The following is a 24,259-nucleotide window of genomic DNA, read 5'->3' on the forward strand; positions in this document are numbered from 1 at the left end:
ATCTACGTCCCGAAGGGTCGTGACATGGCCGAGGTTGACCGCTTATCTTCAGAGATCAACCCTCATGTCCCCAGCGTCGCCCGCATGTACGACTACTATCTCGGCGGCCGCGACAACTTCCCCGCCGATCGCGAGGCGGCCGAGAAGATGATCGAGATCGGCCGCCGGATGGGCAACGACACCCGGCAGATCGCGCTGGCCAACCGCGCCTTCCTGCGCCAGGCCGTGCGCGTGGCCGCCGAGGCCGGCGTGCGCCAGTTCGTCGACATCGGCGCCGGGCTGCCCACCCAGGACAACGTGCACCAGGTGGCCCACCGGCACGCCCCCGGCTCCCGCGTCGTCTACGTCGACAACGACCCGATCGTGTTGTCCCACGCCCGCGCGCTGCTGGCCAGGGACCCCGACGTCCTCGCGGTGGAGGGCGATCTCAGGGACCCCGACGCCATCCTGGACGACCCGCGCGTCACCGGGCGCATCGACATGTCGGAGCCGTACGCGGTCCTGCTCGTCGCGGTGCTGCACTTCGTGCCCGACGACGACGAGGCCGCCGGGATCGTGGCCCGCGTCAGGGAGCGGCTGCGGCCCGGCGGCCATCTGGTGCTCTCGCACCTGTACGCGGGCAACGCCGCGGCCGACGTGACCGACGCCGGCCGGTCGGTCTACCGAGGCACCACCTCCGGCGGCCTGGCCGGCCGCGACCGCGGCCAGATCGCCGCCTATTTCGACGGTCTCGATCTGATCGGCCCCGGTGTCGTCCCGGTCGCCGACTGGACGCCCGACGCCTCCCCCGGCGGCACGTACGACTACGTCAGGCCGGGCATCCTCGCCGGCGTCGGCCGCGCCTGAGCCGGGCCGCTCAGCGCTGCTCCTGCGCGTACGGCACGCCCGCGCTCCGCGACCTGAGCAGGATCACCAGCGCCTCGCCGAGCAGGCCGACGCCGATCGACATCGGCATGGACCTGGCCTCGGCGTTCATGCCGGACGCCACCGCCAGCGCGCCCACGCCGAAGCCGGCCACCAGCGTCAGCGCCCACACCACCAGGGTCTTGCCCGTGTAGCGCTGCCACAGGACGCCGCCCTTGGGGAACACCTCGGTGGTGGCGGCGCGCATGGCCCCGAAGGCGACGCCGAGCAGGGTCGTGACGGCGAGCCACAGGAGGTCCGTCGCCGACAGGTCGATCGCGCGCAGCCCGTGGATCCCGATCCCCACCATGATGACCGGCGGCACGTAGACGTCCTTGGCGACGAGCGGCTGGCCGGCCATCCGCCTGGCCACGACGTAGACGACAAGACCGATGAGCAGGCCGATTTTTAGCATATCCATGCCAAATAAATTAGCAGGGCCGTGCTATAAAGGGGAACATGCCGAAAGTCGTGGATCCGTCCGCCCGCCGGGACGAAGTGGTGGAGGCGGTGTTCCGCGTCGTGCGGCGCGCGGGCTTCGAGCAGGCCTCGCTGCGCAACGTGGCAGAGGAGGCGGGGCTGGCCATCGGCTCGGTCCGGCACTATTTCGACGGCCACACCGACCTGATGACGTTCGCGATGCGCGCCTCGATCGACCGGGTGAGCGAGCGGCTCATGGAGCGCCTCGGCCCGCTGCTGGCCGCGACCGGCCGTGACCAGCGGGCGGGCAACGTGGAGCTGATGTTGTCGGAGCTGCTGCCGCTGGACGAGGCCCGGCGCGACGAGGCGGCCGTCTGGCTGGCGTTCACGACGGCGGCCCGCACCCGGCCCGAGCTCCAGCCGCTGGCGCTGGAGGCGTACGACGGCACGCGCAGGCTCGTCAGGCGGATCGTCGACGGCGTCGCCCGGCACCGGCCGCCGGGCATGGACGCCGCGGTGGAGACCGAACGGCTGGCCGGGCTGATCGACGGGCTCACCCTGGCGGGCGTGCTCCACCCCGAGCGGATGACGCCCGAGCTGATGCGCGACGCGCTACGCCGCCACCTCCAGGCTCTCGCCGAACCACGTCCTTAGCGCCTCGTCCAGCGACTCGCCGGGCGTGCCGGCCCAGGCCACGTAGCCGTCGGGACGTACGAGCACGGCGTCGGGGCCCTCGCCGGCCACCACGTCGACCCGCCCGTGACGCACCCGCAGCCGCCCTTCCGGGTCGAGCAGGACCGGTCTGGCACGGGCGGCGGGCCCGGCGGGCAGGTCGGGCAGGAAGCGTCCGAGCAGCGGATGCGGCGGCGCGGGCATCGGATAGACCACGTCGGAGCCGGCCAGCAGGGAGGCGATGCGGCGCCGGGCCGCCTCGTCGTCCAGCAACTCGCCGAACACCGCGCGCAGCGCCGTGACCTCGGCGCCGGGAGCGGCCAGCGCGAGCTGGGCCCGCGTGTGCAGGGCGACCCGCTCGGCGGCCGGGCGGCGCTCGGCCTCGTAGCTGTCGAGCAGCCGCGGCGGCGCCCATCCGCGCACCTCGGCCGCGAGCTTCCAGGCGAGGTTCACGCAATCCTGCAGGCCCAGGTTGAGCCCGGGCGCGCCCATGGCCGAGTGGACGTGCGCGGCGTCACCCGCCACGAACACCCTGCCCGCGCGGTAACGCTCGGCCACCCGCGTGTTGCGCCCGTTCAGCCGCCTGAGCAGGTGAGGGCCCGCGCCACCGGGGCCGGCCAGCGGCACGTCGGCCCCCGTCACGCGGGCGAGGCTCGCGCGCAGCTCCTCGACGGTCATGGGCACGTCGTCGCCGAGCGCGCCGGACTCCCACTCCATGGCGCTGATCAGCAGCGTCCCCGGACCCGCCGGCATGATCGCGTACGCGCCGCGCTCGGTGCGGTGCCAGGCGTAGAGCCCGAAGGCGCCCGCGCCCGGCACGTCCATCTCGGCCCGCTCCATCCGCAACACCGCCCCAGGAACGCTGACATGGGCGGCGCGGCTCACGACGTCGGCCGTGACCACCCCGGGGAAGCCGATGCCGGCGAGCTTGCGCACCGTGCTGTGCGCGCCGTCGCAGCCGATCAGATGGCGGGTGCGCACGACGTAGGGGCCAGCGGGCCCTTCGAGGCGCACCGTGACGCCCGCGGCATCCTGGTCGAAGCCGGTCAGCTCGTGCCCGCGCCGGATCTCCGTGCCCAGCTCGAGCGCCCGCTTCTCGAACAGCTCCTCAAGTTCGGGTTGCTTGATCCCCATCCCGTGGAGCGGGTTGTCGTCGAGCCCTGACAGGTCCAGCGGCAGCGCGCCGAACACGAACGTGCTTACCGGCGCCTCCTCGGCGGCGAGGCCACGCCGGCGCAGCAGCCGCACGACCTGACCGACGATGCCGTTGGCCTTGGGCTGGTCGCTGCGGTGCGGCAGGCGTTCGACGACGAGCGGCCGGACCCCGGCCAGGCTCAGCTCGCAGGCCAGCATCAGCCCGTTGGGGCCGCCGCCGACGATGACGATGTCGCTGTCGCTGTCGGTGTCGGTGTCGGTGGGGGACTCGATGTCACTGTCCATGTCACGGGCTCCTCAGGTGGACGGGTCGGGAAGCCCGGTCGCCAGCGCGCGGAGGGCGTCGCGCAGCAGGGGTGCGAGCGGGATCGGCGGGTCGGCGCGCAGCCAGTGGCCGACTGCCGCCTGGACGGCCGCGGTCGCGGCGCCGGCGACGAGGTGGGGGTAGAGGTCACGGGAGCCGTCGGTGCCGGTGCGCTCGGCGATGGCCGCGGCCAGGGCGCCGTCGGCGGCGAAGGCCACCCGCAGCGACTCGGCCCGCAGCGCGGGCTCCCCGGACAACACCCGGATGCTCGCCAGCAACTCCGGAGGCGGCGGCGAGTGCGCGTCGCCCGCGTGCTGCTCCCACGGCTCGACCATGGCCTCCGTCAGCGCCTCCCACAGGGGCTCTCCGGGCGGCCGCGCGCGCAGCACCGCCACCGACCGCTCGATCCGGTCGGTGTGGCGGGCGGCGATCGCTTCGTGCTTGCCGGCGAAGTAGTTGTTGAACGTCCGGGGCGAGACGCCGGCCTCGGCGGCGATGTCGTCGACGCGAACGCCCTCCAGGCCGCGCTCCAGCGCGAGCCGGAGCGCGGCCGCCATCAGCGCCTCACGTGTGGCACGCTTTTTCCGCTCCCTCAACCCGCTCATGAGAGCAGCTTAGACAAATGTGCGGAATGCGCAAATTTTCGGTTCACGCACAATTCAAGGAGAGACGAGTCTCACAACAGCGGATCCGTGACGGGGACCGCACTGTAGTCCTCGCCCGCGACCGGACGGATCTCGCCCCAGTGCACCCATCGGGCCCTGCGCCCGCGCGACTGCGGGGGCTCCAGCAGGAACCCCCAGCGCGCACCCCTGGCGTCGTCACCCCAGGCCAGCAAATAGCGCCTCTCACCAGCACGGATCGTCGCGGCGTGCTCCACGATGGGCGGCCTCCAGAGCTCGGGCAGTTCTTCGGGGGTGAGATCCATGGAGGCCATTATACGAACTCGTGTTCGATAAGCCTAGGAGCCGGCTCCCCGCCTTCAGCACAACGTCCCTCCAGAACCCGGTACGGTGCGCAGAACACGTAACATCGTCGGACCATCAAAGTCAGCCTGAGAAGTCATGCTCAATTAATGAGAACCCGTTTAGCGTGTGGTAAGGCTGGTTAGCTGCAAGCTGCGGACACCCCGTAGGCGACACACCGACGCAGGGCCGCGGGATGCGGATGCGTCTACAACAAGTCAGGATGGATTTATGCGGATCTTGGTCCTCGGCGGCGACGGATACCTCGGATGGCCGACGGCTCTCCACCTGTCGCAATGCGGTCACGAGGTGGCGGTCGCCGACAACTTCGTACGTCGTCAGTACGACCTGGAGCTCGGCGTGGACAGCCTCGTTCCGATCGAGTCGCTGCACACCCGCGTCACGGCGTGGCAGGAGCGGACCGGCAAGACCATCGACATGTTCATCGGCGACCTCACCGACGCCGACTTCACGTACGCCATGATCCGCGACTTCCGCCCCGACGCCGTGGTCCACTTCGCCGAGCAGCGGGCCGCCCCCTACTCGATGATCGACCGCAAGCACGCGGTCTACACGCAGACCAACAACGTCGTCGGCACGCTCAACCTGCTCTACGCGATCGCCGAGATCGACCCGGAGATCCACCTGGTCAAGCTCGGCACGATGGGCGAATACGGCACGCCCAACATCGACATCGAGGAGGGCTGGCTGGACCTGGAGCACAAGGGCCGCAAGGACCGTGTGCTCTACCCCAAGCGGCCCGGCTCGTTCTACCACCTGTCCAAGGTGCACGACAGCCACAACATGGAGTTCGCCTGCCGCATCTGGGGCCTGCGCGCCACCGACCTCAACCAGGGCGTGGTCTACGGCCAGGAGACGCCCGAGACCACGCTCGACGACCGGTTGGCCACCCGGTTCGACTACGACGCCGTCTTCGGCACCGTGCTCAACCGGTTCGTCATCCAGGCGGTGCTCGGCCACCCCCTGACGGTCTACGGCTCCGGCACCCAGACCCGCGGCATCATCGACATCCGCGACACGGTCCGCTGCATCCAGCTCGCCTGCGAGAACCCCGCCGATCGCGGCGAGTTCCGGGTGTTCAACCAGATGACCGAGTCCATGTCGGTCAGAGACATCGCCGCCACGATCTCCGAGTCCTTCCCCGGCGAGGTGACCATCGACAACCTCGACAACCCCCGCGTCGAGAAGGAGGAGCACTACTACAAGGTGACCCACACGGGCCTGGTGGAGCTCGGCCTGGTTCCGCACCTGCTGTCCGACACGCTCATCACGTCGCTGTTCGACGTGGCCAAGCGCCATGTCGACCGGGTCCGCGAGGAAGCGCTCATGCCGGTCGTCAACTGGCGCAGCCCGGGGGCGGAGCGGACCAGTGAGCGCTGACGAGGGAGCCTTCGCCCGCGCCACCGGCCGTACGGCGGAGCGCGAGGACGGCGGCCCCGACAAGCCCCGTTACCGCCGCTACCAGTACGACCTGATCGCCCCCCATTGCGGGCGCAGCGTGCTGGAGGTCGGCGCCGGGCTGGGCGAGTTCGCCGCGCAGTTCACGGGCCTCGACCGGCTGGTCGTCACCGACGTCGACCCCGACGCGGTGGCGCTGCTGAAAGAGCGTTTCGCCGGCTCCGCCGAGGTCGAGGCCATGCAGTTCGACCTCTCCTCCGGCGCGCAGCTGGAACGGCCGGTCGAGACGGTGATCGCCATCAACGTGCTCGAGCACTTCGAGGACGACGCCGCGATCCTCACCCGGCTGGCCGGGTCGGTCGCGCCCGGCGGCACGATCGTGCTCTGGGTGCCCGCCTACATGAGCCTGTACGGCGAGTTCGACCGCAAGGTCGGCCACTTCCGCCGCTACACGCCCGCCACCCTGCGCGACGCGGCCCGCCGCGCCGGGCTGGGCGTGACGCTGGCCAGGCCGGTCAACCTGCTGGGCGGGCTCGCCTGGTGGGCCGCGGTGCGCATGGGCAAGGCGGGCTCGCCCAAGGCGGGCGCCGTCGGCCTCTACGACAAGGTCATCGTGCCGGTCACCCGGGTGCTCGACCGGGTGCTGCCGATCCCCTTCGGCCAGTCGGTGCTCGGCGTGCTCCGCGTGCCGCACGACGGGGAGCGCACCGGCCGTGATTGACCTCCGCCGCTTCCTCCGTGGCGCGCTGCCACGCATCTTCACGCGCTACACGCTCGGCTCCGTCGTCGCGGCCGTGGTGAGCGAGGTGACGCTGCTGGTGGCCTACGGTCAGGAGCTGCTGGGAGCCCAGGCGGCCGCGGTGGCCGCCTGGGCCCTGGGCGCGGTGACCAACTACGTGCTCGCCCGCCGGTGGGCGTGGCGGCGCAGGGGGCGCCCCAGGGTGCTGCGCGAGTTGCTGCCGTTCTGGCTGACGTCGGTGACGGGGCTGCTGCTCACCACCTGGGCGACCGGGGTCGCCCACGATGTGGGGCCCCGGCTGTTCGCCACAGACGGAGCACGCGTGCTGTTCGTGGGCGCGGTCTTCCTCGGGGTCTACGGCGTCCTGTTCCTGGCGAAGTTCTGCTTCTTCCACTACTTCGTCTTCGCCGACCCCCGAGCGGGCTCCGCCGGCGAGGCGGACGAAGAAGGCGAGGCGGACGCGGACGGCGCTGAGGCCCCTGACGGCGCGGTGCCGCGGCGCTCCCGGAGCCAGGTGCCCAGCACCACGCGCAAATAGCGGTAGCCGTAGACCAGGTTGCCGCCCTTCTTGGTCGTGCCGGCGACCCGCAACCGCATCGTCGCCGGCACCTCCAGCACCTTGTAACCCCGCGAGATGACGCCGATGAGCAGCTCGGACGACTGGTACTGAGGCTGCTTCAGCGTGACGGCCCCGGTGACCTCGGCGCGCATCGCGCGCATGCCGAAGGAGGTGTCGGTGATGCGCTGCCCGGTCAGCAGGCTGATCATCCTTGCGAAGACGTGCACGCCCAGGCGGCGCACGCGGTCGTAGGTCTCCTGGCGCCCCAGCACCCGCGAGCCGGTGACGAAGTCGGCCTCCCCCCTCAGCACGGGAGACAGGATGCGCTCGATGTCGGCCGGGTCGTACTGCCCGTCGGCGTCGGTGGTCACGATGTAACGGGCGCCGCCCGCCCTGGCGATGCGGTAGCCGAGCCGCAGGGCCGCGCCCTGCCCGCGGTTGACGGGGACGTCACAGACCAGCGCGCCCGCCTTGCGGGCCACGGCCGCCGTGTCGTCGGATGCGCCGTCGACGACCACGACGGTCGCCGTCTCGTGCCCGGCGATGACGGCCGGGATCGCGCTGACCACGTCGCCGATGCCGCGTTCTTCGTTGTAGGCGGCGATCACGATCGCGATGGGAGGAAGGTCGCCGCCGTGCTCGGCGGTGAACTCCGCCATCGCGGCGGCGTCGATCCGCGCGTCGGTCTTCGCCATGTGATCGGCGGTCATGCCAGGCCCTCCACACCACCCGGCACGAAGTCCGGCCACACGGTCGGCAGGCCGGTGGTCAGATCGTGCCGCGGTTCGTACCCGAGTGTCTTGGCCAGCGACGTGTCGAGCACGACCGCCGGCATCTCTCCTTGCTTGGCGGCGACGTGCTCGACCGGGATCGGCGCCCCGGTGACCGCGCGGGCCGCCTCGATCAGCTCGTTCACGCTCACCGAGCGACCCGAGCCGACCACCAGAGGGCCGTTGTGGCCCGTGTGCCAGGCCACCTGGACGGCCTGGACGATGTCGTCCACGTGGACGTAGTCGCGCAGCTGGGTGCCGTCGCCATAGACCTGGACGCCGGTGTTGTCGGCGGCGGCGCGCATCAGCCGGGGCACGAAGCTGTCCTTGTGCCGCATCCCCTGGCCGTAGACGTTGGCGAAACGCAGCGCGCAGGTCTGCATGCCGTAAACGCCGGAGTAGGCGCTCAGCAACATCTCGGCCGCGGCCTTGGTCGCGCCGTAGGGGGTGAGGGGGCGCAGCGCCAGCCATTCGGTGATGGGCGCGCTGCCCACGTCGCCCGTCACGGCGTTGGTGGACGCGAAGGTGAATCTGGGCACCTCGCGCTCGCGGGCGAGTTCGAGCAGCCCCGCGGTCGCCGCGACATTCACCTCATAGGTTCCGGCGGGGTCCTCGACCGAGCGCAACACCGACGTGACCGCCGCGAGGTGCACGACGCCGTCGAGCCCCGCGGACACGGCCTCACCGCGGACCGCAGGGTCGCGCAGATCTCCCACCACAGATCGCACCGCGGGGTCGGGATGGGCGTTCAGATCGGCCACCACGACCTCGGCACCTTCTGCGAGCAGAGCCGCGACCAGGCGCCTGCCGATGAAGCCTGACCCTCCCGTGACCAGCACACGAGCTCCGGCGAACTCCGACATTCGCCGCTCCTTTCGCTTGACGTTCTGGAGACCCTACCGGCGCAAGCTGTAGATTCGCTCAATCCGGCTGCCCACGTTCGGGGTGTTCAGACGCGTCACACGGAGCCGTCGCGCACGTAACCTAGGCTACGGTTTTCCTCATCCTGATCGTGACAGCCGAGATCGGAGCAACCCCATGGAGTGCCGGTGACCCCCGAAGTGATGTTGGGGCCGCCGTTGGCCGTCGGTTTCGCTCTGGCGGTGCTCGCCCAGCGCAAGGGCTGGGCGCCGCCGTTGTGGGCGGCGCTCTGCGCCGGAGCGGTGCTGCGCGTGCTCACCATGCTGCTGGCTCCCCACACGGCCGTGCAGCCCTACGACTTCGAGCACGACTTCCGCGACGCCGCCAACGCGGTGCTCGACGGGGTCAACCCGACGATGCACCTGCGTGAGGGGGGCTGGCATTTCCTGCCCCTGCTCGCCTACGTGCTGGCCGGGCAGCAGGAGCTGGGAGAGACGCTGGGCCTGTCGTGGGCCGTCGCCGGCCGGATCGTGCCGGTCGCCGCCGACCTCGCACTCATCCCCCTCATCAGCAGGCTCGCCGCCGAGCGCGGTGCGCTGCGCGGCTTCCAGTACGCGTGCCTGCCCGTCGGCGTCCTGGTGAGCGGGCTGCACGGGCAGTTCCCGCCGATCACGCTGCTGTTCGGCGTGGCCGCGCTCCTGGCCGCCCGCAGGGGCCGCGTCCAGCTCGCGGGGCTGCTCATCGGCCTGTCGGTGTCGTGCACCCACTGGTCGCTGCTGCTGGTGCCGGGCGTGGTGCTGGCGGTGCCCGGGCTGCGCCGGCGGGTCACGGTGCTCGTCTGGACCGCGGTGGCGCCCCTCGCCATGCTGGCCAGCAGCACGGTCTTCCTCGACACCGCGGTCACCGAGCTGCCCGCCCTGGTGCGCGCCATCATGTCGACCCGCCCGGTGGTCGGCGACTGGGGCTGGACGGCCGTGGCGACCGGCGGCGAGCAGATCGTCTCGCAGACCTTCGGCCGGGTCGGCCTGGTCATCCTGGCCGCCGCGCTCCTGGCCGCGCTCTGGTGGTGGCGGCGGGCCGAGCCTGAGGTGCTGACCCTCGCCCTGCTCCTGGTCTTCCTCATCGTGACCTACCGCCTGGGCGCCCAGTATCTGCTCTGGCCGCTGCCCTATCTCCTCGTGCGGCCGCCGCGCGGAACCTGGGGCGCCATCACGCTCACGAGCCTGTGGGTGACGGTCGGCTACCTGCACCTGATCTACTTCCTGACGGGCATGGAATGGGGTACGGCCCAGCGGGTGTGGGTGTTCTCGTCGCTCGCCGTCATCGCCGCGCTGGTATACGCCCTGCCCTGGCGTGAGCGGGGCGGGCCCGTGACAGGTCCGGCCGCCGGGGTGCAGGGGCTTTCCGACGGTCATGAGCCGGCGGTGAACGGTTCCCGGTGACGTCTGGGCCGTTCACCACCCGGACCATATGTGTGCACCGAAATTGCACATAAACCCGCTCTTTTCTGCATCACCAAACTCCGCGCAACCCGCGCAGCAGAAGAGATCAGGACTTAGCATCTCTGCATGGACGCTTACCCACCCGCCAAGAGTGGCGTAAAGCGAGAAGATGCCTTCATCGTCGGAGTGGTTCATCTCCTTGCGGTTGTCCTCGGCATAGCGGCCGGCCCGGACTGGCTGGATCTGGACCTGGCCGCTCTGTTCGTCGGATACGCCGCACTGGCCGCCGCCGTGCTGCTCATTATTCGTAAACCGTTGCTGGATCCGCCCCCCGCGACCCTGGCCATCGTGATCTTCACTGTCGTCACCCCGGCTCTGGCGGGCCTGACGGCCCACGGAATCGCCCAGGCGGTGGCCGGCGCGCAGGGCCATGCCGTGGCTGTGAGCTGGTCCCCCAACCCCGTTGAGGCCGGCGGCACGGCCGTGGCGGAGGTTCGCTTCGAACCCGGATACACCTCGCTTCGTGTCCCCGTGTCGTACACCGACCCCGCGGAGGAATTGGGGTCCTGCCCGCACAACCGGGTCGATGTTCTGATGGACGGCCGTCAGCCGAACGAGAAGAAGGAGGACTTCGGCAATGGGAATTTCGCCGAGTTCGAGGTGGACGAGAACATGAGCCGGGTCACCGTGACAATGAAGCTGATCTCCACACAGAACTGCTTAATATCCATCACCACGAAAAACGTCACACTCCACCGGTGAGGTCCAGATGAAGTCCGGTAAGCCCTCACGGAGTGTCGGCATCCTCGCGGCGGCGCTTCTTCTCGTGACCGCCTGCGGGTCTGCGGCGCCTCCTTCGCCCCTGGACGCCGACATCGTCTCGGTGGGCGTCAAACTGTACCCAGGTCTGTCTCCGGTGAACAGCCACCTTCCGGTGGGCTTCGAGGCACAGGCCCGGAACAAGATACTCAAGCACGCGGGCGTCCAGGAGTCGGCACCCACTCCCGTGTGGACGAGCAACTGGGAGACCGCGCTGAGCAACAGGAAAGTTCACATGGTGATGGGGATGATCTCCGACAACGACCTCAGGGCGGCCAAGTTCCGGCTTGCCCGCTCCTATCTGCGGACGGACATCGCGCTGTTGACCCTTGCCGACGCCGAGCCGGTCGACCAGGTCAAGGACCTCGCCGGCAAGGACATATGCACGGTGGAGGGGAGCACGGCCGACGAAACAATGAAAATGCTGCAGAGCTCCGCCCGCCTGCATCCCACCTCCGTCTCGACCCCGGAAGCCTGCATCGAAAGGGTGCGGAACGGGGATTCCTACGCCTACAGCACCGACCGGATCATCCTCATGGGATTCACCACCCAGGATAAGAACGTCAGCAAGGACACGGGGAAGTCCTTTTTCCGGGTGCCCGACCTGTCGATGGGAAGGCAGCAGCACATCTCGATAGCGCTGCACAAAGACCACGGCGAAGCGTGCCGGCGCTTGGTGAGCGCCATCGACACCTATGTCAGGAGCAACGACTGGCTCGCCGACCTGCGAGGCCAGCTCATCAATGAATATCTGAGACTGGCGCCCGGCAGCCCTCACATGACCGACGACATCATCAGGCAGAAGTTCGAGCCGGACACTATCAACGCCGACCGTTGCGCCGACGGGGACACCTGAGACGATGTGGGTGGAGCTATGGGGATTCGAACCCCAGACCTCCTCCATGCCATGGAGGCGCGCTACCAACTGCGCCATAGCCCCTTGTCGCGAGTACGAGTGTAGCCGACTTCCCGACCCCCCAAGCACGCATACATCCGGCAGAACAGGGCCGGCTCGGCGCGCGCCCGTGACGCCGAACCGGCCCCGGGTGGTCAGCCGACCGACCTGGCCTTCTCGATGAGCGTGGCGAGCTCCGCCACCATCGGGTCCTCGGAGTCGGTGGCCAGCCGGGAGGCGTGCTCCCCGAGCGTGGACAGGTCCAGGCCGAACGCCTTCTTGTCCCGCAGGTAGCCGGCGAACGCGGCGACGACCACGTCCACCTGGAGCCGGACCGGCGCCTCTTCCCACACGGACCCGGCCAGGTCGTTCGCCCGCAACGACGCGCTCTCCTCGGACGCGGCCCTGGTGTCGGGGTCCTGCCAGCGCACGGTGGCCTGGGCGAGCTGGCCCTTGGCGCCGGGCTTCAGCCGCAGCGCGTACAGCGCCGTGACGGAGTGGCCAGGTCCGACCTCGCCGCCGTCGCGGGTGTCGTCGCGGAACTCCTCGGCGGCCAGCGCGCGGTTCTCGTACCCGACGAGCCGGTAGCTCTCCACCACGGACGGGTTGAACACGACCTGCGCCTTGGCGTCGCGCGCCCGCAGCTCGATGGTGGCGGGCAGCTGCGCGGTGAAGATCTTGTCGGCCTCCTCCTGGGAGCTGACGTAGACGGCCATGCCGTCGCCGTTGTCGGCGAGCTGCTCCATGAGCTCGTCCCCGTAGTCCCTGCCGACGCCGACGGTGAGCAGCGTGACCCGCTTGGCCGCGTGTTCCTCGACCCGGTCGAGGATGGCCCGCCACTCGGTGCTGCCCTGGTTGGCCAGGCCGTCGGAGAGCAGGATGACCCGGTTCGTGGCGGCGGTCCTGAACGCCTTGGACGCCTCCTCGTAGCCGGCGACCAGGCCGCTCTCCAGGTTGGTGCCGCCGTCGACGGCCAGCTCGTCCACGGCGCCGCGCAGTTCCTCCCTGGCGGTCAGCGGGGTCATCGAGGCCAGCACGGTGGCCTCGTCGCTGAACGCCACGATCGACACCTGGTCGCCGGGCGCGAGCTGGTCGAGCAGCTTGTTCAGGGCCGACTTGACGAGGTCGAGCCTGCCCGGTTCGGCCATCGAGCCGGACACGTCCACGACGAACGTGAGGTTGGCGGGCCGCCGCTGCGCGGCGTCGGTGCCGCGCGTCTGGAGGCCCACGCGCATGACCGCCTCGTCGCGGGACGGCAGCTTGGCTCCGTCCACGTGCACGGTGAAGCCGTCGCCTGACGGCTGCGCGTAGTCCTGCCTGAACGCGTTGACCCACTCCTCGGGACGGATCTCGGCGGGCGCGGGCCAGCGGCCCTCCTGGAGGGTACGGCGGGCGTAGCCGTACGACGCGGTGTCCACGTCCAGGGCGAACGTGGAGATCTGGGCCGTGGCGGTGTCCTTGTCGCCGTCCTCCTCGGCGTTCGCCGTCTGTGCCGCCGATGGGACCGGTCGCCGGTCGGCGCCGCCCGCCGGTTGCGCCGCCCGTTCCCCGTCCGCCGAACCGCCTGGGCCTCCACAGGCGGCGAGCGTCAGTACGGTCACCAGTCCTACGCCGACCACCAAGGGACGAAACTTCATCACTTCCACCTCCGTCCCGTACGACGGAACCCGATCAGGCAGTGGCCGGGCCGGTGACGTAAGCGAGCGCAAACCGCGACCGTCGCGTGATCAGTTGTGACAAATGGTGCATTTGAGGTAGGCATGACGCCGTGCGCGTGTATCTGGCTCTGGCCGCGAAGCGACATGACATTTCCACTGATGTCCTGAGCAGGGTCCGGACCGTTGTCGAAACGGCCTTTCCGGTGCCCGCCGACGTCATCCGCGCACGGGAATGGCACGGCAGAGGCGTGTCGCTGCTCGCGTGGACGAACGAACCCGACGACACGCGGCAGCCGACGCTGATCTCCGAGCACGACGGCCGGGTCATCGGGCTGAACGGCCACCTGGCCGATCCGGCCGACGTGACCAGGCTGCCCGGCGACGGCGTGGGCGGCTGCTTCTCCGCGTGGATCGCCCGCGACGGCGAGCTGACCGCGAGCACCGCCGTCAACCGGGTGTGCCCCGTCTTCTACGCCGAGACGCCCGACCTGCACGTCGTCGGCAGCCGCGCCCTGCTCGTGCACCTGGCCGCCCAGCCGGTCGACCGGATCGAACACGACGTGCTCGCCCTGCAGTCCATGATCAGGCAGGGGTTCTTCCTGTCGGACGAGACGCCGTACAAGGGGGTGACGGCGCTGCGGCCGAACGCGCGGCTCGACGTCCGGGACGGGCGGCGCACCATCGCCGAGACCCCGCTGCCGGAGGCGGCGCCGGCGCCCGCGTCGGCGCGGGGCAAGCGGGCGCCGATCGGCGAGCTGGCGGAGGCGCTGCTGGCCACCGTCGCACCGCTGCGTGACCTGGCCGAGCCGGTCAACCTGGCGCTGACCGGCGGGCGCGACACCCGGATCCTTGCGGCGCTGCTGCACGCGGCGCGGGTGCCGTTCCGGGTGACGACGAACGGGCTCGACACCCACCCCGACGTGATCATCGCGCGGCAGATCGCGGCCCGGCTGAAGGTCGAGCACACCGTCATCGCCCCCCAGCAGACCGCCCAGAAGGACGCCGTGCTGGTGGAGCACCCGCTGAGCCGGGCCTGGGAGACGCTGCGCACGTGCGAGGGCATGACCTCGGCGTACGAGTCGATCGTCAGCTATCTGCCGTATTCCGGCAGGCCCACCATGTCAGGGCAGAGCGGGGAGACGCTGCGCGCGGGCAGCCTGAACCTGCTCCAGACCGACCTCGGCGACAGGGCGCTGCAGCGGCGCATCACCACCACCTTCGCCAAGGACGAGAAGATGTTCACGGCGGAGGCCAACGAGCACGCGCGCGAGCTGGCCAGGCCGTGGCTGGCCCGGCCCGACCGGCTGGAGGCCCTCGACCACATCTACATCTGGTACAAGGTGGGCCGCTGGCAGGCCAGTGCCCGCGCGGGGTCGCTGCGGCGCGGCGACCCGGTGCGGCCGTTCCTGGACAACCGGGTGGTGGGCGCGGCGCTGAGCCTGGACCAGAACTGGCGCCTGTCCGAAGAAGTGATCTATGACCTCATCCTGCGATTCGCCCCTCAGCTGCGCGATGTGCCGATCGAGGGGAAACCGTGGCGGTTCGCGGAGGGGATGACCAAGCGGTGGCCCTGGTCCCGCCTGCCCGCCGGGCACATGCCCACCGCGAAGACCGGCGGCGGGTGGAGCTGGCGCACCAGCCCCGGACCCGCACTGACGGACATCCTGCGCACGCAGGTCCTCGGCAACCTGGACGCCCTGACCTCCGTCGTGAACCCCGACGAGGTGCGCGCGCTCTTCGCCGACCCCGTGGTCAGGAAACCGGCCCAGGCCTGGCACCTCTACACCGTCAGCACCCTGCTCACCGGCCTCTATCCCGGCAAGGAGCCCGAAGGGCTGGAGCGGATCACGGTTTCCAGGCCGGATCCCGCCCGATGACTCCGAGGAGACGGTCGAACGCGGGCGCGCTCTCCGGCACCGGCACCTCCTCACCGAACACACCGCGCTCGCGGCCCGTCGGCGCCATCTGCCGGGAGAAGCCCAGCAGCGCGGCCGCCGTCTCCTCCTCCACCTCATAGGTCCTGCCCGTCGCGCGGGCGAGATCCCACCCGTGGGCCACCAGGTCGGTCAGCACCATGGTGGCCAGGGCGCTCTTCGGCAGGCCCATGCCCTGGCTGACGCCCTCCCACGACTCCGGTCGCTCCCAGACGGCCAGCATGCGCTCGACCCGCTCGGGGAAGTCACCGGTGTGCTCCTTCTGCGGGGGGAACTCGCCGTCCTGTGCCAGCGACTCGAACAGGGTGGCGACCCACTCCAGGTGGTTGATCAGCGCTTTCACGTCGTAGTCGGCGCAGGGCGTGGGGAGCGCGAACTCGTCCTCGCCGATCTCGGTGACCAGCTTCGACGTGCGCTCGGCCGCGCCACGCAGCATGGTCAGCGTCTCGTTCATCGGATACCTCCAGAAACCCCCGCCTTGCGGGCGGAGGAGAAGTCGAACTCCTGCGGGGCAGGACAGGGGCAGGCGATCGGCCGCCAGACGGACCACGATATCGAACATTCATCCTAGTCCGCCCGGCCCTCGGCAAGGCCCTGCTGGAGCGCGCCCGCGCACCACGACCAGGCGATCGGCAGCGGATACGCGATCACCAGTGCAGCAGGAGCAGCTCGGCGGAGAACCCCGGGCCCAGCGCCATGAGCACGGCGGGCGTGCCGGGCCGGCCGCGAGTCTCCTGGAGGACGTGGAGCACCGACACCGACGACAGGTTGCCGTGCTCGCGCAACGAACGCCACGTCACGTCGAGCGCCCTGGGCGGCAGGCCGAGCGTTTGCACGATCTTGTCGATGACCCTCGGACCGCCCGGGTGGCAGACCCAGGTGGCGACCTGCTCGGGGGTCAGGCCGTAGTCGGCGAGGAAGGCCTTGATGTCGGCGGCCAGCACCTGCTCGACGAACCCCGTCAGCTCGGGGTCCAGCACGATCCGGAAACCGTGGTCGCCGACCGTCCAGCCCATGAGGTGCTCGGTGCCGGGATAGAGCCTGCTGCGGGTGGCGACGACCTCGGGGCCCTGCCCGCGCCCCGTCGCCACGACGGCCGCCGCTCCGTCGCCGAAGAGGCCGCTCGCGACCAGGTTCGCGATCGAGGTGTCGTCGCGCTGGATCGTCAGCGAGCACAACTCCACGCACACCAGCATCGCGACGTGGTCGGGCCAGCCGCGCAGGTAGTCGTACAGGCGGGACAGGCCGGACGCGCCCGCCGCGCAGCCGAGCCCGAACACCGGCGTCCGCTTGACGTCCGGCCGCAGGCCCGCCCGCTGGGCCAGCTTCGCGTCGAGCGAAGGGGTGGCCAGGCCGGTGGTCGAGCAGAACAGCAGGTGGTCGATCTTCTCAGGGCGCAGGTCGGCCTTCTTCAGTGCGGCCCGCATCGCCTGCTCGCCGAGATCGAGGGCGGCCTCGACGTACGCGTCGTTCGCGCGGGAGAAGGAGTCGAGCTTGGGATAGTCGGCCAGCGCGAGCGCGAGATTGCGGCCCTCCACACCGGTCGCGGCGTGGAAGCGCCGCAGCAGCTCCTCATCGCACTCCGTCAGCCGGGAGAACGCCTCGGTGATCTCCGCCTGCTCATAGCGGTGATCAGGGAAAACGATCTGTACCCCCGAAATATGCATGGATATCTCCTGCCGCTGAACAGCCCTGGCTAACATGCCGGCCCGCTCCCGCCGCCTCCTTCAGGTCAGCGGGGTCAGCCGCCACAAAGAGGTCACCTCGGCGGCGCGGGCCGCGTGCAGCGGGTCGTCCTCGTCCATCGGGCGGTCGTGCCGCGGCGCGACGTCCATGCGGCCCACCACGCGCAGACCCGCCTCCTCGATCCAGGCCAGCAGGGCGGCGCGCGTGCGCAGGCCCAGGTGCTCGGCGAGGTCGGACAGGACGAGCCAGCCCTCGCCCGCCGGCTCCAGATGCCCGGCCAGGCCGTCGAGGAACCCGCGCACCATCCGCCCGCCGGGGTCGTAGACGGCGTGGTCGAGCGGGGAGACCGGCTTGGCGGGCAACCACGGCGGGTTGCAGACGACGAGCGGGGCGCGTCCGGGCGGGAACAGGTCGGTGCGCACGATCTCCACTTGCTCGGCCAGGCCCAGCCGGGCGATGTTCGCGGCGGCGCACGCGACGGCCCGCTCGTCGAGGTCGGTGGCGACGACGCGGCGGACGCCGCGCCTGGCCAGCACGGCCGCCAGCACGCCCGTGCCCGTGCCGACGTCGAACGCCAGCCGGTCACCGGGCAGCGGCGCCTCGGCAATGAGATCGACATATTCGCCCCTGATCGGGGAGAAGACGCCGTGATGGGGGTGGATGCGGGCGCCGAGCGCCGGAACGTACACGCCCTTCTTGCGCCATTCGTGGGCGCCGATCACGCCGAGCAGCTCGCGCAGCTGGCCGACCGCGGGAAAGGCGTCTGCGCCGTACGCCTCGGTGCACGCCTCCCGCACGTCGGGCGCCCGGCGCAGTGGCACCACGTGGCCGGCGGCGTACGGGATGAGCACCATGCCGAGCGTGCGGGCCCGCTGGGACTGCGCCTGGCGGTAGCGGTGGAAGCCGCTGCCGGGCGCGGCCGGCTTGCAGCGGCGGCCCATGGCGCGCAGGAGCTGCCGGGCGTTCTGGAAGTCGCCCTGCCACAGCAGCGCGGTGCCCTCGCAGGCCAGCCGGTAGGCGGTGTCGGCCTTCATGCGGTCGTCGGCGACCACCACGCGCGCCGGCGGCGGCGCGCCCAGCGCCGTGCGCCACGGCGCCGATCGTTCCTGCCCCGCCTCACTCCAGTTGATCATCAAACCCGACCGTCTCACGGACCGCGCCCGGGCGGCCACCGTTTCCGTGCAGGAGCCCTCTCACCAGCGCGCGCACCCCCTGCTCGTACGTGTCACGCGCGGTCAGCTCGGCCCACCTCCCCCCCACCTCGCCGAGCCGCGGGAACTCCCGAGCGTCCAGCTCGGCGAACACGCGGTCCCTGTACGTCATGTTCCCATCTTCGCGCCTCCTGCCCGCCGCCGCCCGCGCGGCGATCTCGCCCGCGGTGTAGTGCCAGATGATCCGGTAGGCGTCCACGGCCTGCTCGATCGTCAGCCCCGCGCTCATGGCCGCGTCGATGATCTGCTCCGGGTACCACAACGCTCTGACCGAGAGCAGGTCGTCGGCCCGGATCACCTCGACGACCCACGGCCACCCCGCCAGCCCCTCCCGCAGGGCCAGGGCGGCGGCCACGATCCGGTCGCGCGGGTCGCGGGGCAGCTCCGGCCTGGCCATTCCCGCGGCGTAGTCGTCGAGCAGCAGCAGGAGCAGCTCGTCCTTGTCGCGTACGTGGTGGTAGAGAGCCATCGGCGTGCTGCCCACCTCGCGGGCGAGCCTGCGCATGGTCAGGCCGGCCACGCCGTCCTCTTCGATGACGCGGTGGGCGGCGGTCACGATCTCCGCCCTGGAGATCCTCGGCGGTCGTCCGGTACGGGAGGGCATCCTGCCATGCTACTTTTTATACGTGTATAAAAACTCAGCGATCGTAGGCGTGCTGGCCTTCGCGGTGGCCGTCGGGACCCTGCAGATGACCGTGGTGGTGCCGCTGCTGCCGCTGCTGGGACGGCGGCTCGGCGAGCCGCTCACCTCCGTCTCGTGGCTGCTCACGGCTGGGCTGCTGTCGGGCGCGGTGGCGATCCCGCTGCTGTCGAGGCTCGGCGACATGTACGGCAGGCGCACCGTTTCGCTGGCCGCGCTCGCGCTGCTCGTGGCCGGCTCAGCGCTCAGCGCCGCGTCGACCGCGCTCGTCCCGATCATGGCCGGCCGGATCCTGCAAGGGGCCGCCGCGCCGCTGCTCCCGCTGGCCATGGGCCTGGTCAGACAGGCGCTCCCCGGTGATCGGCTGCCGGCGGCGATCGGCGTGCTCAGCGCGACCATCGGGGTCGGGAGCGGCGGCGGCATGATCCTCGCCGGGCTGGTCGACGGCGATCACCGGGCCGTGTTCTGGATGCTGATCGGGCTGGGCGTGCTGAGCTTCGTCCTCTTGGCGGCGGTCGTGCGCGAGCCGCCGCCGGCCCGCGGGCCCGGACGCCCCGACCTGGCCGGGGCCGCGCTGGTCTCGACGTGGCTGGTGTGCCTGCTGCTCGCGCTCAGCAAAGGGGGCGCCTGGGGGTGGACGTCGCCGGCGACGCTGGGACTGCTGGTCGCGGCCGTGGTGGTGGCGGCCGTCTGGGTCGTCACCGCCCGCCGGACGACGGCTCCGCTGATCGAGATCCCCATGCTCCTGCACCGGGGGACGGTGGGAGCGACGGTGGCGTCGTTCCTGCTCGGGTTCGCGCTGTTCGGGGCCATCACGACGGTGTCGGCGGTCGCCCAGGACCCGCTGGGTGCCTCGGTACTGCAGGTGGGGGTCTACCTGCTGCCCACGACCGTGCTGATGCTCGTGGTCTCGGTGCTGGCCGGACGGCTCATGCGCCGCTTCCCCGCGTCCACGCTGGTCGCCGCGGGGTCCGCGCTGGTGACGGTGGCCGCGCTGTGGCTGGTGCTCTCCAGGGACACGGGCGCCGACCTGTACGGCGCCGCGGCAGTGCTGGGCCTGGGGATCGGGCTCGGCTACGCCGCGCTCGGCACGATGGCCGTCGAACACGTCGAGCCCGCCAAGACCGCGGCGGCCGGAGGAGTGAACGCGCTGGTCAGAGTCGTGGGCAGCAGCCTGGCCGGCGCGGTGGGGGCGGCGGTCCTGTCGAGCGGGGGCGCCGGATGGAGCTTCGGCATCGCAGCGGGCGCGGCCCTGCTCGCCACACTCTTCGCCACCGTTTACGGCAATTCTCTGCGAAAGGAACTGGCATGACGGATCGACAGCGACTGGTCGCCCGGGGCGACGAGCTGATCAAGCTGCACGACGGCTTCCGGCGCGACCTGGCGGACCTCCGCCGGCCGCCGGGCGGATCGGACCTGCGTACGCACTGCCTGGCGTTCTGCGACGCGCTCCACCTCCACCACGCGGAGGAGGACCGCCGGCTCTTCCCGCACCTCGGCGGCGAGCATCCCGAGCTGGCCGAGGTGTTCGCATGCCGGGGCGGCCACGTCGCCGTCGCCGCCGCCTCCTGACGCCCCCGCGAGACCAGATCGCGGGGCCGGATCTCCGTTCGCCTGCGCCGCTTCTTGAGAAAATCGGCGGGATGTCCCGGCTTCTCGCGGTCCGGCAACCGATGATCGTATTCTTCGGGGCATGAGCTTCACCGGCACGCCCCGGCCGCGCCCGCGCTGGCACCACGCGCAGACCGAGCTCGACGACTTCGCGATCATCAGCTATTCCGTGGACGCCGACGCGCTGGCGCGGCATCTGCCTGACGGCTTCGAACCGATGAAGACGGCCTTCGCCGGCGGCCCCGGCGCCCTCGTCTCGGCCGTGGCCTTCCGCGACCGCGACTTCCACTTCCGCTTCCTGCCGCCGGCCGCCATCAGCTGCGGGCAGATCAACTACCGCACCTACGTCACCGCGTACGGCAAGCCGGGCGTCTGGTTCTTCGGCACCAGCCTCGACCACCCGGTGGTCGCCGTCCCGCAGCACGTGTGGGGCATGCCGTGGCGCCGCGATCGCATCCGCATCGAGGCCGACTGGGTCGCCGCCCCCGCCCGCTGGCGGCTGGAGGCGGGAGGCGCCCACTGCGAAGCCGCCGAGTCACCGGAGCCGCCCGCCACGCTCGACGGCTTCGATGGAGAGTCCGACTGGCTGGAGCGCCTGACCCACCCCACCCAGGGCTGGTACCTGCGCAGGGACGGGAGGATCGGCGCCTACAGCATCTGGCACCCGGTCATGCGGCCCCGCCACCTCTCCGCCACCTCGGCGAGGTTCCCGGTCTTCGAACGCCTCGGCCTGATCACCCCCGGCACACGTCCCCACTCGGTCCTGGCCCAGCCCCATCTGCACTTCGACATCCACACCCCGCCCCGCCGCCTCCGCCTCCGGTGAACCGGGCGATCAGGAGCCCGGCTCGCGCGGTCCTCCCTCTCCCCCGCCCGGACGGCGCCGGGCGAGCCGCGTCCAGACGGCAACCAGGATGCGCAGGGCGGATCAGAGCCGGTAGTCGAAGGTGTAGGAGTGGCCGCCGTCGGGGGCGATGACGATGGCCATCTCACCCCGGAGGCCGCGCAACTCCCCCGTCGCCGAATCGGGCACGACCGTGATGCGCAGCGACTGCTCGCCCGCGTCGCTGACGGCGTCGTGCTGGACGACGAAAGTGCCCGAGCGCCCGTGCAGGGTGCCCTCGATGCGTTCCAGCGCCACGTACGAACGCGAGTCCTCCACGGCGGTGGTGGCCACCATCATGGTGACCACGCTGGTGCCGGTCAGGTCTCCGTGGAAGGTCTTGGCCAGGGTCACGAGCCCGAGCGAGACGCCGTCGCGCTCGTCGAAGGGGGGCTCGGCGTCCCAGCCGGCGGTGTCGAAGGTTCCCTTGGCGGTCATGGGCTCAGCGTGCCGCACATACCTGCCAGGTCCCGTCAGGTACCGGCGAGCCTTTCGACCACGGGCGCGAAGGCGTCCATGCACTGGGCGTTCACCGTCACGTACGAGATGCCGAGCCTGTCGCGGCGGCGCCGCAGGACGTCGGCCATCTCGTCGACCGTGCCGGTGAGGATCCCGCTGCCGGTGCGGCCGAAACGGCCGAGCAGCCGGCCGGGCGGCTCGCCGCCGGCGACCGCGAGGTTCATGCTGAGCTCCAGGTCGTCGTAGCGGTCGCCGGCCAGCTCGTACAGCTCGTCCAGCTTCGCCGCCACCTGCTCCTCCGGGTGGTGCGGCGGCACGCCGATCGCGACCGTGTCGGCCTTCCTGGCGGCCAGCCTGAGCAGCTTCGTCCCGGCCGCGGCCACCAGGACGCGCACGTTCTTGACCGCGTCGATGGTCCTGGAGATCCGCTCGATGCGCTGGCCCGGCGTGCCGAACCTGACGCCGAGCGCGGCCGCGTCCTGCTCGGCGCCCGGCCGGCCGGCCCCGAGACCCAGCTCGAACCGGCCGCCGGTGAGCGTGTGCAGGGTCGCGGTCTCCCACGCGACGGCCTCCGGCGTCCGGTACGGGGCGCTCACGACGTACGTGCCGACGCGCAGGGTCGTCGTGGCCGTGGCGGCGACGGCGGCGGCGGTGAAGGGAGAGAGCGTGGCGATCGTGTCGGGCACCAGCAGCGTGGCGAAGCCCAGGCGCTCCGCCCGGCGGGCCAGGCCGGTCCACGAGGCGGCGTCGGGCGCTTGTCCGGCGACCGCGCCGAAGCGGAACGGGAGATGGTTCATGGTCCAACGATCGAGGACGCCCGTGCCCGGCGCATCGTCCCCCGGACCCGTGATCCGCTACATCAGGGGGCGCAAGCCCTGGCGGCTTCCTACTCCCGCAGCAGTATCCGGGTGAAGTCGTTGGCGAACTTGCCCTGCGGGTCGAGCCGCCCCACCAGCGAGCGGAAGCCGTCCGGGCAGGACGGCCACGCGGTGAACAACTTGCCCCAGTGGGGCCGCGGCTCGAACGGCGCCAGCGTCTCCTCCACCAGCTTCAGCACCGGCAGCACCGCGGCGACGTCGCGCACCCAGGTGAAGTGGATGCCCACGCTGTCACGGCCGTGGAACGGGCTGAGCCACAGGTCGTCGGCGGCGACCGTGCGCACCTCCGAGATGTGCAGGACGGGCCGGATCCGGTCGCCGATCGCGAACAGCTCGCGCAGCGCCTTGACCGCGTGTTCCCTGGGAAGCAGCAGCTCCGACTGCAGCTCGTCGCCGGCGCCGCTCGGCTCGTGGTCGGCGCGGAAGTGCGGCAGCCGGTCGTGCCACGGGCCGGGCACTCCGAGCTGGGTCGTGCAGTTGTCGGCCGGCATGGACGGCAGCGGGTGGCGGGGGCCGTCAGCCGGGCGGGTGGCGTACCAGTCGGGGCTGGTCAGCTCGTCGGCGCGCTTCAGCCAGACGCGGGTGTCGCGCCAGTCGGTGAAGAGGCTGACGCTGTAGCCGCTCGCCATGATCTCGTCGAAGTCGCCGAGCGCGTCCGCGTGCAGCCCTTCGCGGACGTACTGGCGCAGCTCGAAGGCGGGCACGAGGTCGAGCGTCAGCGACGTGACGACGCCGAGCGCGCCGAGCGCCACCACCGCGCCGGGGAAGCCGGCGTCGCCGCGGGAGAGCGTCAGCACCGTGCCGTCGGCGGTGACGAGGTCGAGCGAGGACACGGCGGCGGCCAAACCGGGGATGCCCTCCCCCGAGCCGTGGGTGCCGGTCGCGACGGAGCCCGCGACCGAGATGTGCGGCAGCGAGGCCATGTTCGCCAGCGCGAACCCGGCCTGGTGCAGCACGGGCGCGAGCCGCGCGTACGTCATGCGCGCCGGAACCCTGGCCTGGGCCGCCGCGCTGTCGATCTCCACGGCCTCGGGCATGCGGTCGAGGACCACGAGGTCGCCGGTGGCGTCGGCGACCTCGTTGAAGGAATGAGCGCTGCCCAGCGCCCGCACCCGGTCGCTGGCGGCGACGAGCCGCTGGAGCTCGTCGAGGGAGGTGGGATGGTGCACGTCTCGAGCGCGGAATGCGGTGTTGCCCGCCCAGTTGGTCAGCGTCACGGCCCTCACCTTGCCACAGTCGTCCTCTGTCGATCCTGCCGGGGTTCGCCCCGCCCCGGGGGGGGGGGGGGGGGGGGGGGGGGGGGGGGGGGGGGGGGGGGGGAGGGGGGGGGGGGGGGGGGGGGGGGGGGGGGTGGGGGGGGGGGGTGGGGGGGGACG

Annotated in this window: 25 protein-coding genes, 1 tRNA gene and 1 pseudogene; 12 read left to right on the top strand and 15 right to left on the bottom strand. The window is 71.3% G+C overall.

What is annotated here, in order from left to right; all coding sequences use genetic code 11:
• Positions 1–24 precede the first annotated feature (24 nt).
• The gene (locus ACZ6SA_RS37745) at positions 25–846 is read left to right on the top strand and encodes an SAM-dependent methyltransferase (protein ID WP_465833657.1); all 822 of its coding nucleotides are present in this window, start codon (positions 25–27) and stop codon (positions 844–846) included.
• Positions 847–856: 10 nt separating this feature from the next.
• On the opposite strand, the gene ACZ6SA_RS37750 is transcribed toward ACZ6SA_RS37745, so the two are convergent.
• Positions 857–1,324, bottom strand: a complete 468-nt coding sequence (locus ACZ6SA_RS37750) for a hypothetical protein (RefSeq protein WP_347650315.1) — start codon at positions 1,322–1,324, stop codon at positions 857–859.
• A 38-nt stretch (positions 1,325–1,362) separates the two neighbouring features.
• Between ACZ6SA_RS37750 and ACZ6SA_RS37755 the strand changes: the two genes are divergently transcribed.
• On the top strand, positions 1,363–1,977 hold the full coding sequence (locus ACZ6SA_RS37755; protein WP_347650314.1) for a TetR/AcrR family transcriptional regulator: 615 nt from the start codon (positions 1,363–1,365) through the stop codon (positions 1,975–1,977).
• Here ACZ6SA_RS37755 and ACZ6SA_RS37760 read toward each other — a convergent pair.
• The 3 genes from ACZ6SA_RS37760 to ACZ6SA_RS37770 all read right to left on the bottom strand — a co-directional run bounded on the left by ACZ6SA_RS37760 (position 1,936) and on the right by ACZ6SA_RS37770 (position 4,382).
• Positions 1,936–3,435, bottom strand: a complete 1,500-nt coding sequence (locus tag ACZ6SA_RS37760; protein ID WP_347650313.1) for an FAD-dependent monooxygenase — start codon at positions 3,433–3,435, stop codon at positions 1,936–1,938. The genes ACZ6SA_RS37755 and ACZ6SA_RS37760 overlap by 42 nt on opposite strands.
• A 12-nt stretch (positions 3,436–3,447) precedes the next feature.
• Positions 3,448–4,059, bottom strand: a complete 612-nt coding sequence (locus ACZ6SA_RS37765; protein ID WP_347650312.1) for a TetR/AcrR family transcriptional regulator — start codon at positions 4,057–4,059, stop codon at positions 3,448–3,450.
• A gap of 71 nt (positions 4,060–4,130) precedes the next feature.
• Entirely contained in the window at positions 4,131–4,382 is a 252-nt protein-coding gene (locus ACZ6SA_RS37770; protein WP_443150965.1) for a hypothetical protein, read from the bottom strand.
• Between the two features lie 268 nt (positions 4,383–4,650).
• Between ACZ6SA_RS37770 and ACZ6SA_RS37775 the strand changes: the two genes are divergently transcribed.
• From ACZ6SA_RS37775 to ACZ6SA_RS37785, 3 genes are read left to right on the top strand one after another with little or no spacing between them, the layout of a single operon-like run.
• Positions 4,651–5,820 carry an NAD-dependent epimerase/dehydratase family protein gene (locus tag ACZ6SA_RS37775; protein ID WP_347650310.1) on the top strand — a complete coding sequence of 390 codons (1,170 nt, stop codon included), beginning with the start codon at positions 4,651–4,653 and terminating at the stop codon, positions 5,818–5,820.
• Positions 5,810–6,559, top strand: coding sequence for a class I SAM-dependent methyltransferase (locus ACZ6SA_RS37780; RefSeq protein ID WP_347650309.1), 750 nt, complete (start codon positions 5,810–5,812; stop codon positions 6,557–6,559). The genes ACZ6SA_RS37775 and ACZ6SA_RS37780 overlap by 11 nt, the downstream gene beginning before the upstream one ends.
• A complete protein-coding gene (locus ACZ6SA_RS37785; protein ID WP_465833662.1) occupies positions 6,552–7,115 on the top strand; it encodes a GtrA family protein in 564 nt (187 codons plus the stop codon). The genes ACZ6SA_RS37780 and ACZ6SA_RS37785 overlap by 8 nt, the downstream gene beginning before the upstream one ends.
• Before the next feature lie 167 nt (positions 7,116–7,282).
• Here the strand turns inward: ACZ6SA_RS37785 and ACZ6SA_RS37790 are convergent.
• Positions 7,283–7,846 (bottom strand): annotated as a pseudogene (locus ACZ6SA_RS37790) (glycosyltransferase family 2 protein); the annotation flags it as partial.
• Entirely contained in the window at positions 7,843–8,769 is a 927-nt protein-coding gene (locus ACZ6SA_RS37795; protein WP_347650307.1) for an NAD-dependent epimerase/dehydratase family protein, read from the bottom strand. The pseudogene ACZ6SA_RS37790 and the gene ACZ6SA_RS37795, both read right to left, overlap by 4 nt.
• A gap of 186 nt (positions 8,770–8,955) precedes the next feature.
• Between ACZ6SA_RS37795 and ACZ6SA_RS37800 the strand changes: the two genes are divergently transcribed.
• The 3 genes from ACZ6SA_RS37800 (at position 8,956) to ACZ6SA_RS37810 (ending at position 11,884) form a co-directional block, all read left to right on the top strand.
• Positions 8,956–10,209, top strand: a complete 1,254-nt coding sequence (locus ACZ6SA_RS37800) for a hypothetical protein (protein WP_347650306.1) — start codon at positions 8,956–8,958, stop codon at positions 10,207–10,209.
• Between the two features lie 126 nt (positions 10,210–10,335).
• Positions 10,336–10,971, top strand: a complete 636-nt coding sequence (locus ACZ6SA_RS37805; protein ID WP_347650305.1) for a hypothetical protein — start codon at positions 10,336–10,338, stop codon at positions 10,969–10,971.
• Positions 10,972–10,978: 7 nt separating this feature from the next.
• Positions 10,979–11,884: a type 2 periplasmic-binding domain-containing protein gene (locus ACZ6SA_RS37810; RefSeq protein ID WP_347650304.1), complete on the top strand. Its 906-nt coding sequence runs from the start codon at positions 10,979–10,981 to the stop codon at positions 11,882–11,884.
• Between the two features lie 11 nt (positions 11,885–11,895).
• Here ACZ6SA_RS37810 and ACZ6SA_RS37815 read toward each other — a convergent pair.
• A tRNA-Ala gene (locus ACZ6SA_RS37815) sits at positions 11,896–11,968 on the bottom strand.
• A 110-nt stretch (positions 11,969–12,078) separates the two neighbouring features.
• Positions 12,079–13,560, bottom strand: a complete 1,482-nt coding sequence (locus tag ACZ6SA_RS37820; RefSeq protein ID WP_465833665.1) for a vWA domain-containing protein — start codon at positions 13,558–13,560, stop codon at positions 12,079–12,081.
• 224 nt (positions 13,561–13,784) lie between these two features.
• Between ACZ6SA_RS37820 and ACZ6SA_RS37825 the strand changes: the two genes are divergently transcribed.
• Complete coding sequence (locus tag ACZ6SA_RS37825) at positions 13,785–15,458, top strand: asparagine synthase-related protein (protein ID WP_347650302.1); 1,674 nt, start codon at positions 13,785–13,787, stop codon at positions 15,456–15,458.
• Here the strand turns inward: ACZ6SA_RS37825 and ACZ6SA_RS37830 are convergent.
• The 4 genes from ACZ6SA_RS37830 to ACZ6SA_RS37845 form a co-directional block, all read right to left on the bottom strand.
• Positions 15,427–15,969, bottom strand: coding sequence for a TIGR03086 family metal-binding protein (locus ACZ6SA_RS37830; RefSeq protein WP_347650301.1), 543 nt, complete (start codon positions 15,967–15,969; stop codon positions 15,427–15,429). The two genes, ACZ6SA_RS37825 and ACZ6SA_RS37830, sit on opposite strands and share 32 nt — an antisense overlap.
• A 193-nt stretch (positions 15,970–16,162) precedes the next feature.
• A complete protein-coding gene (locus ACZ6SA_RS37835; RefSeq protein ID WP_465833667.1) occupies positions 16,163–17,182 on the bottom strand; it encodes a type III polyketide synthase in 1,020 nt (339 codons plus the stop codon).
• 60 nt (positions 17,183–17,242) lie between these two features.
• Positions 17,243–18,334 (bottom strand): 50S ribosomal protein L11 methyltransferase, encoded by a 1,092-nt coding sequence (locus ACZ6SA_RS37840; protein ID WP_465833669.1) that lies wholly within the window; start codon positions 18,332–18,334, stop codon positions 17,243–17,245.
• Positions 18,318–19,016 carry a TetR/AcrR family transcriptional regulator gene (locus ACZ6SA_RS37845; RefSeq protein WP_465833671.1) on the bottom strand — a complete coding sequence of 233 codons (699 nt, stop codon included), beginning with the start codon at positions 19,014–19,016 and terminating at the stop codon, positions 18,318–18,320. The genes ACZ6SA_RS37840 and ACZ6SA_RS37845 overlap by 17 nt, the downstream gene beginning before the upstream one ends.
• Positions 19,017–19,038: 22 nt before the next feature.
• Here ACZ6SA_RS37845 and ACZ6SA_RS37850 point away from each other — a divergent pair, with 22 nt between their 5' ends.
• The 3 genes from ACZ6SA_RS37850 (at position 19,039) to ACZ6SA_RS37860 (ending at position 21,489) form a co-directional block, all read left to right on the top strand.
• A complete protein-coding gene (locus ACZ6SA_RS37850; protein ID WP_465833673.1) occupies positions 19,039–20,364 on the top strand; it encodes an MFS transporter in 1,326 nt (441 codons plus the stop codon).
• A complete protein-coding gene (locus ACZ6SA_RS37855) occupies positions 20,361–20,624 on the top strand; it encodes a hemerythrin domain-containing protein (RefSeq protein ID WP_465833675.1) in 264 nt (87 codons plus the stop codon). Before ACZ6SA_RS37850 ends, ACZ6SA_RS37855 begins: the two co-directional genes overlap by 4 nt.
• A gap of 121 nt (positions 20,625–20,745) precedes the next feature.
• On the top strand, positions 20,746–21,489 hold the full coding sequence (locus ACZ6SA_RS37860; protein ID WP_465833677.1) for a DUF2071 domain-containing protein: 744 nt from the start codon (positions 20,746–20,748) through the stop codon (positions 21,487–21,489).
• A gap of 102 nt (positions 21,490–21,591) precedes the next feature.
• Here ACZ6SA_RS37860 and ACZ6SA_RS37865 read toward each other — a convergent pair whose 3' ends face one another.
• From ACZ6SA_RS37865 to ACZ6SA_RS37875, 3 genes are all read right to left on the bottom strand, one after another.
• Positions 21,592–21,984 carry a DUF3224 domain-containing protein gene (locus ACZ6SA_RS37865; protein WP_465833679.1) on the bottom strand — a complete coding sequence of 131 codons (393 nt, stop codon included), beginning with the start codon at positions 21,982–21,984 and terminating at the stop codon, positions 21,592–21,594.
• 35 nt (positions 21,985–22,019) lie between these two features.
• On the bottom strand, positions 22,020–22,802 hold the full coding sequence (locus ACZ6SA_RS37870) for an LLM class flavin-dependent oxidoreductase (protein WP_347650296.1): 783 nt from the start codon (positions 22,800–22,802) through the stop codon (positions 22,020–22,022).
• 89 nt (positions 22,803–22,891) lie between these two features.
• Positions 22,892–24,100 carry an FAD-binding protein gene (locus tag ACZ6SA_RS37875; protein ID WP_465833681.1) on the bottom strand — a complete coding sequence of 403 codons (1,209 nt, stop codon included), beginning with the start codon at positions 24,098–24,100 and terminating at the stop codon, positions 22,892–22,894.
• Between the last annotated feature and the right edge of the window lie 159 nt (positions 24,101–24,259).

Source organism: Nonomuraea sp. NPDC049378, assembly GCF_055586745.1.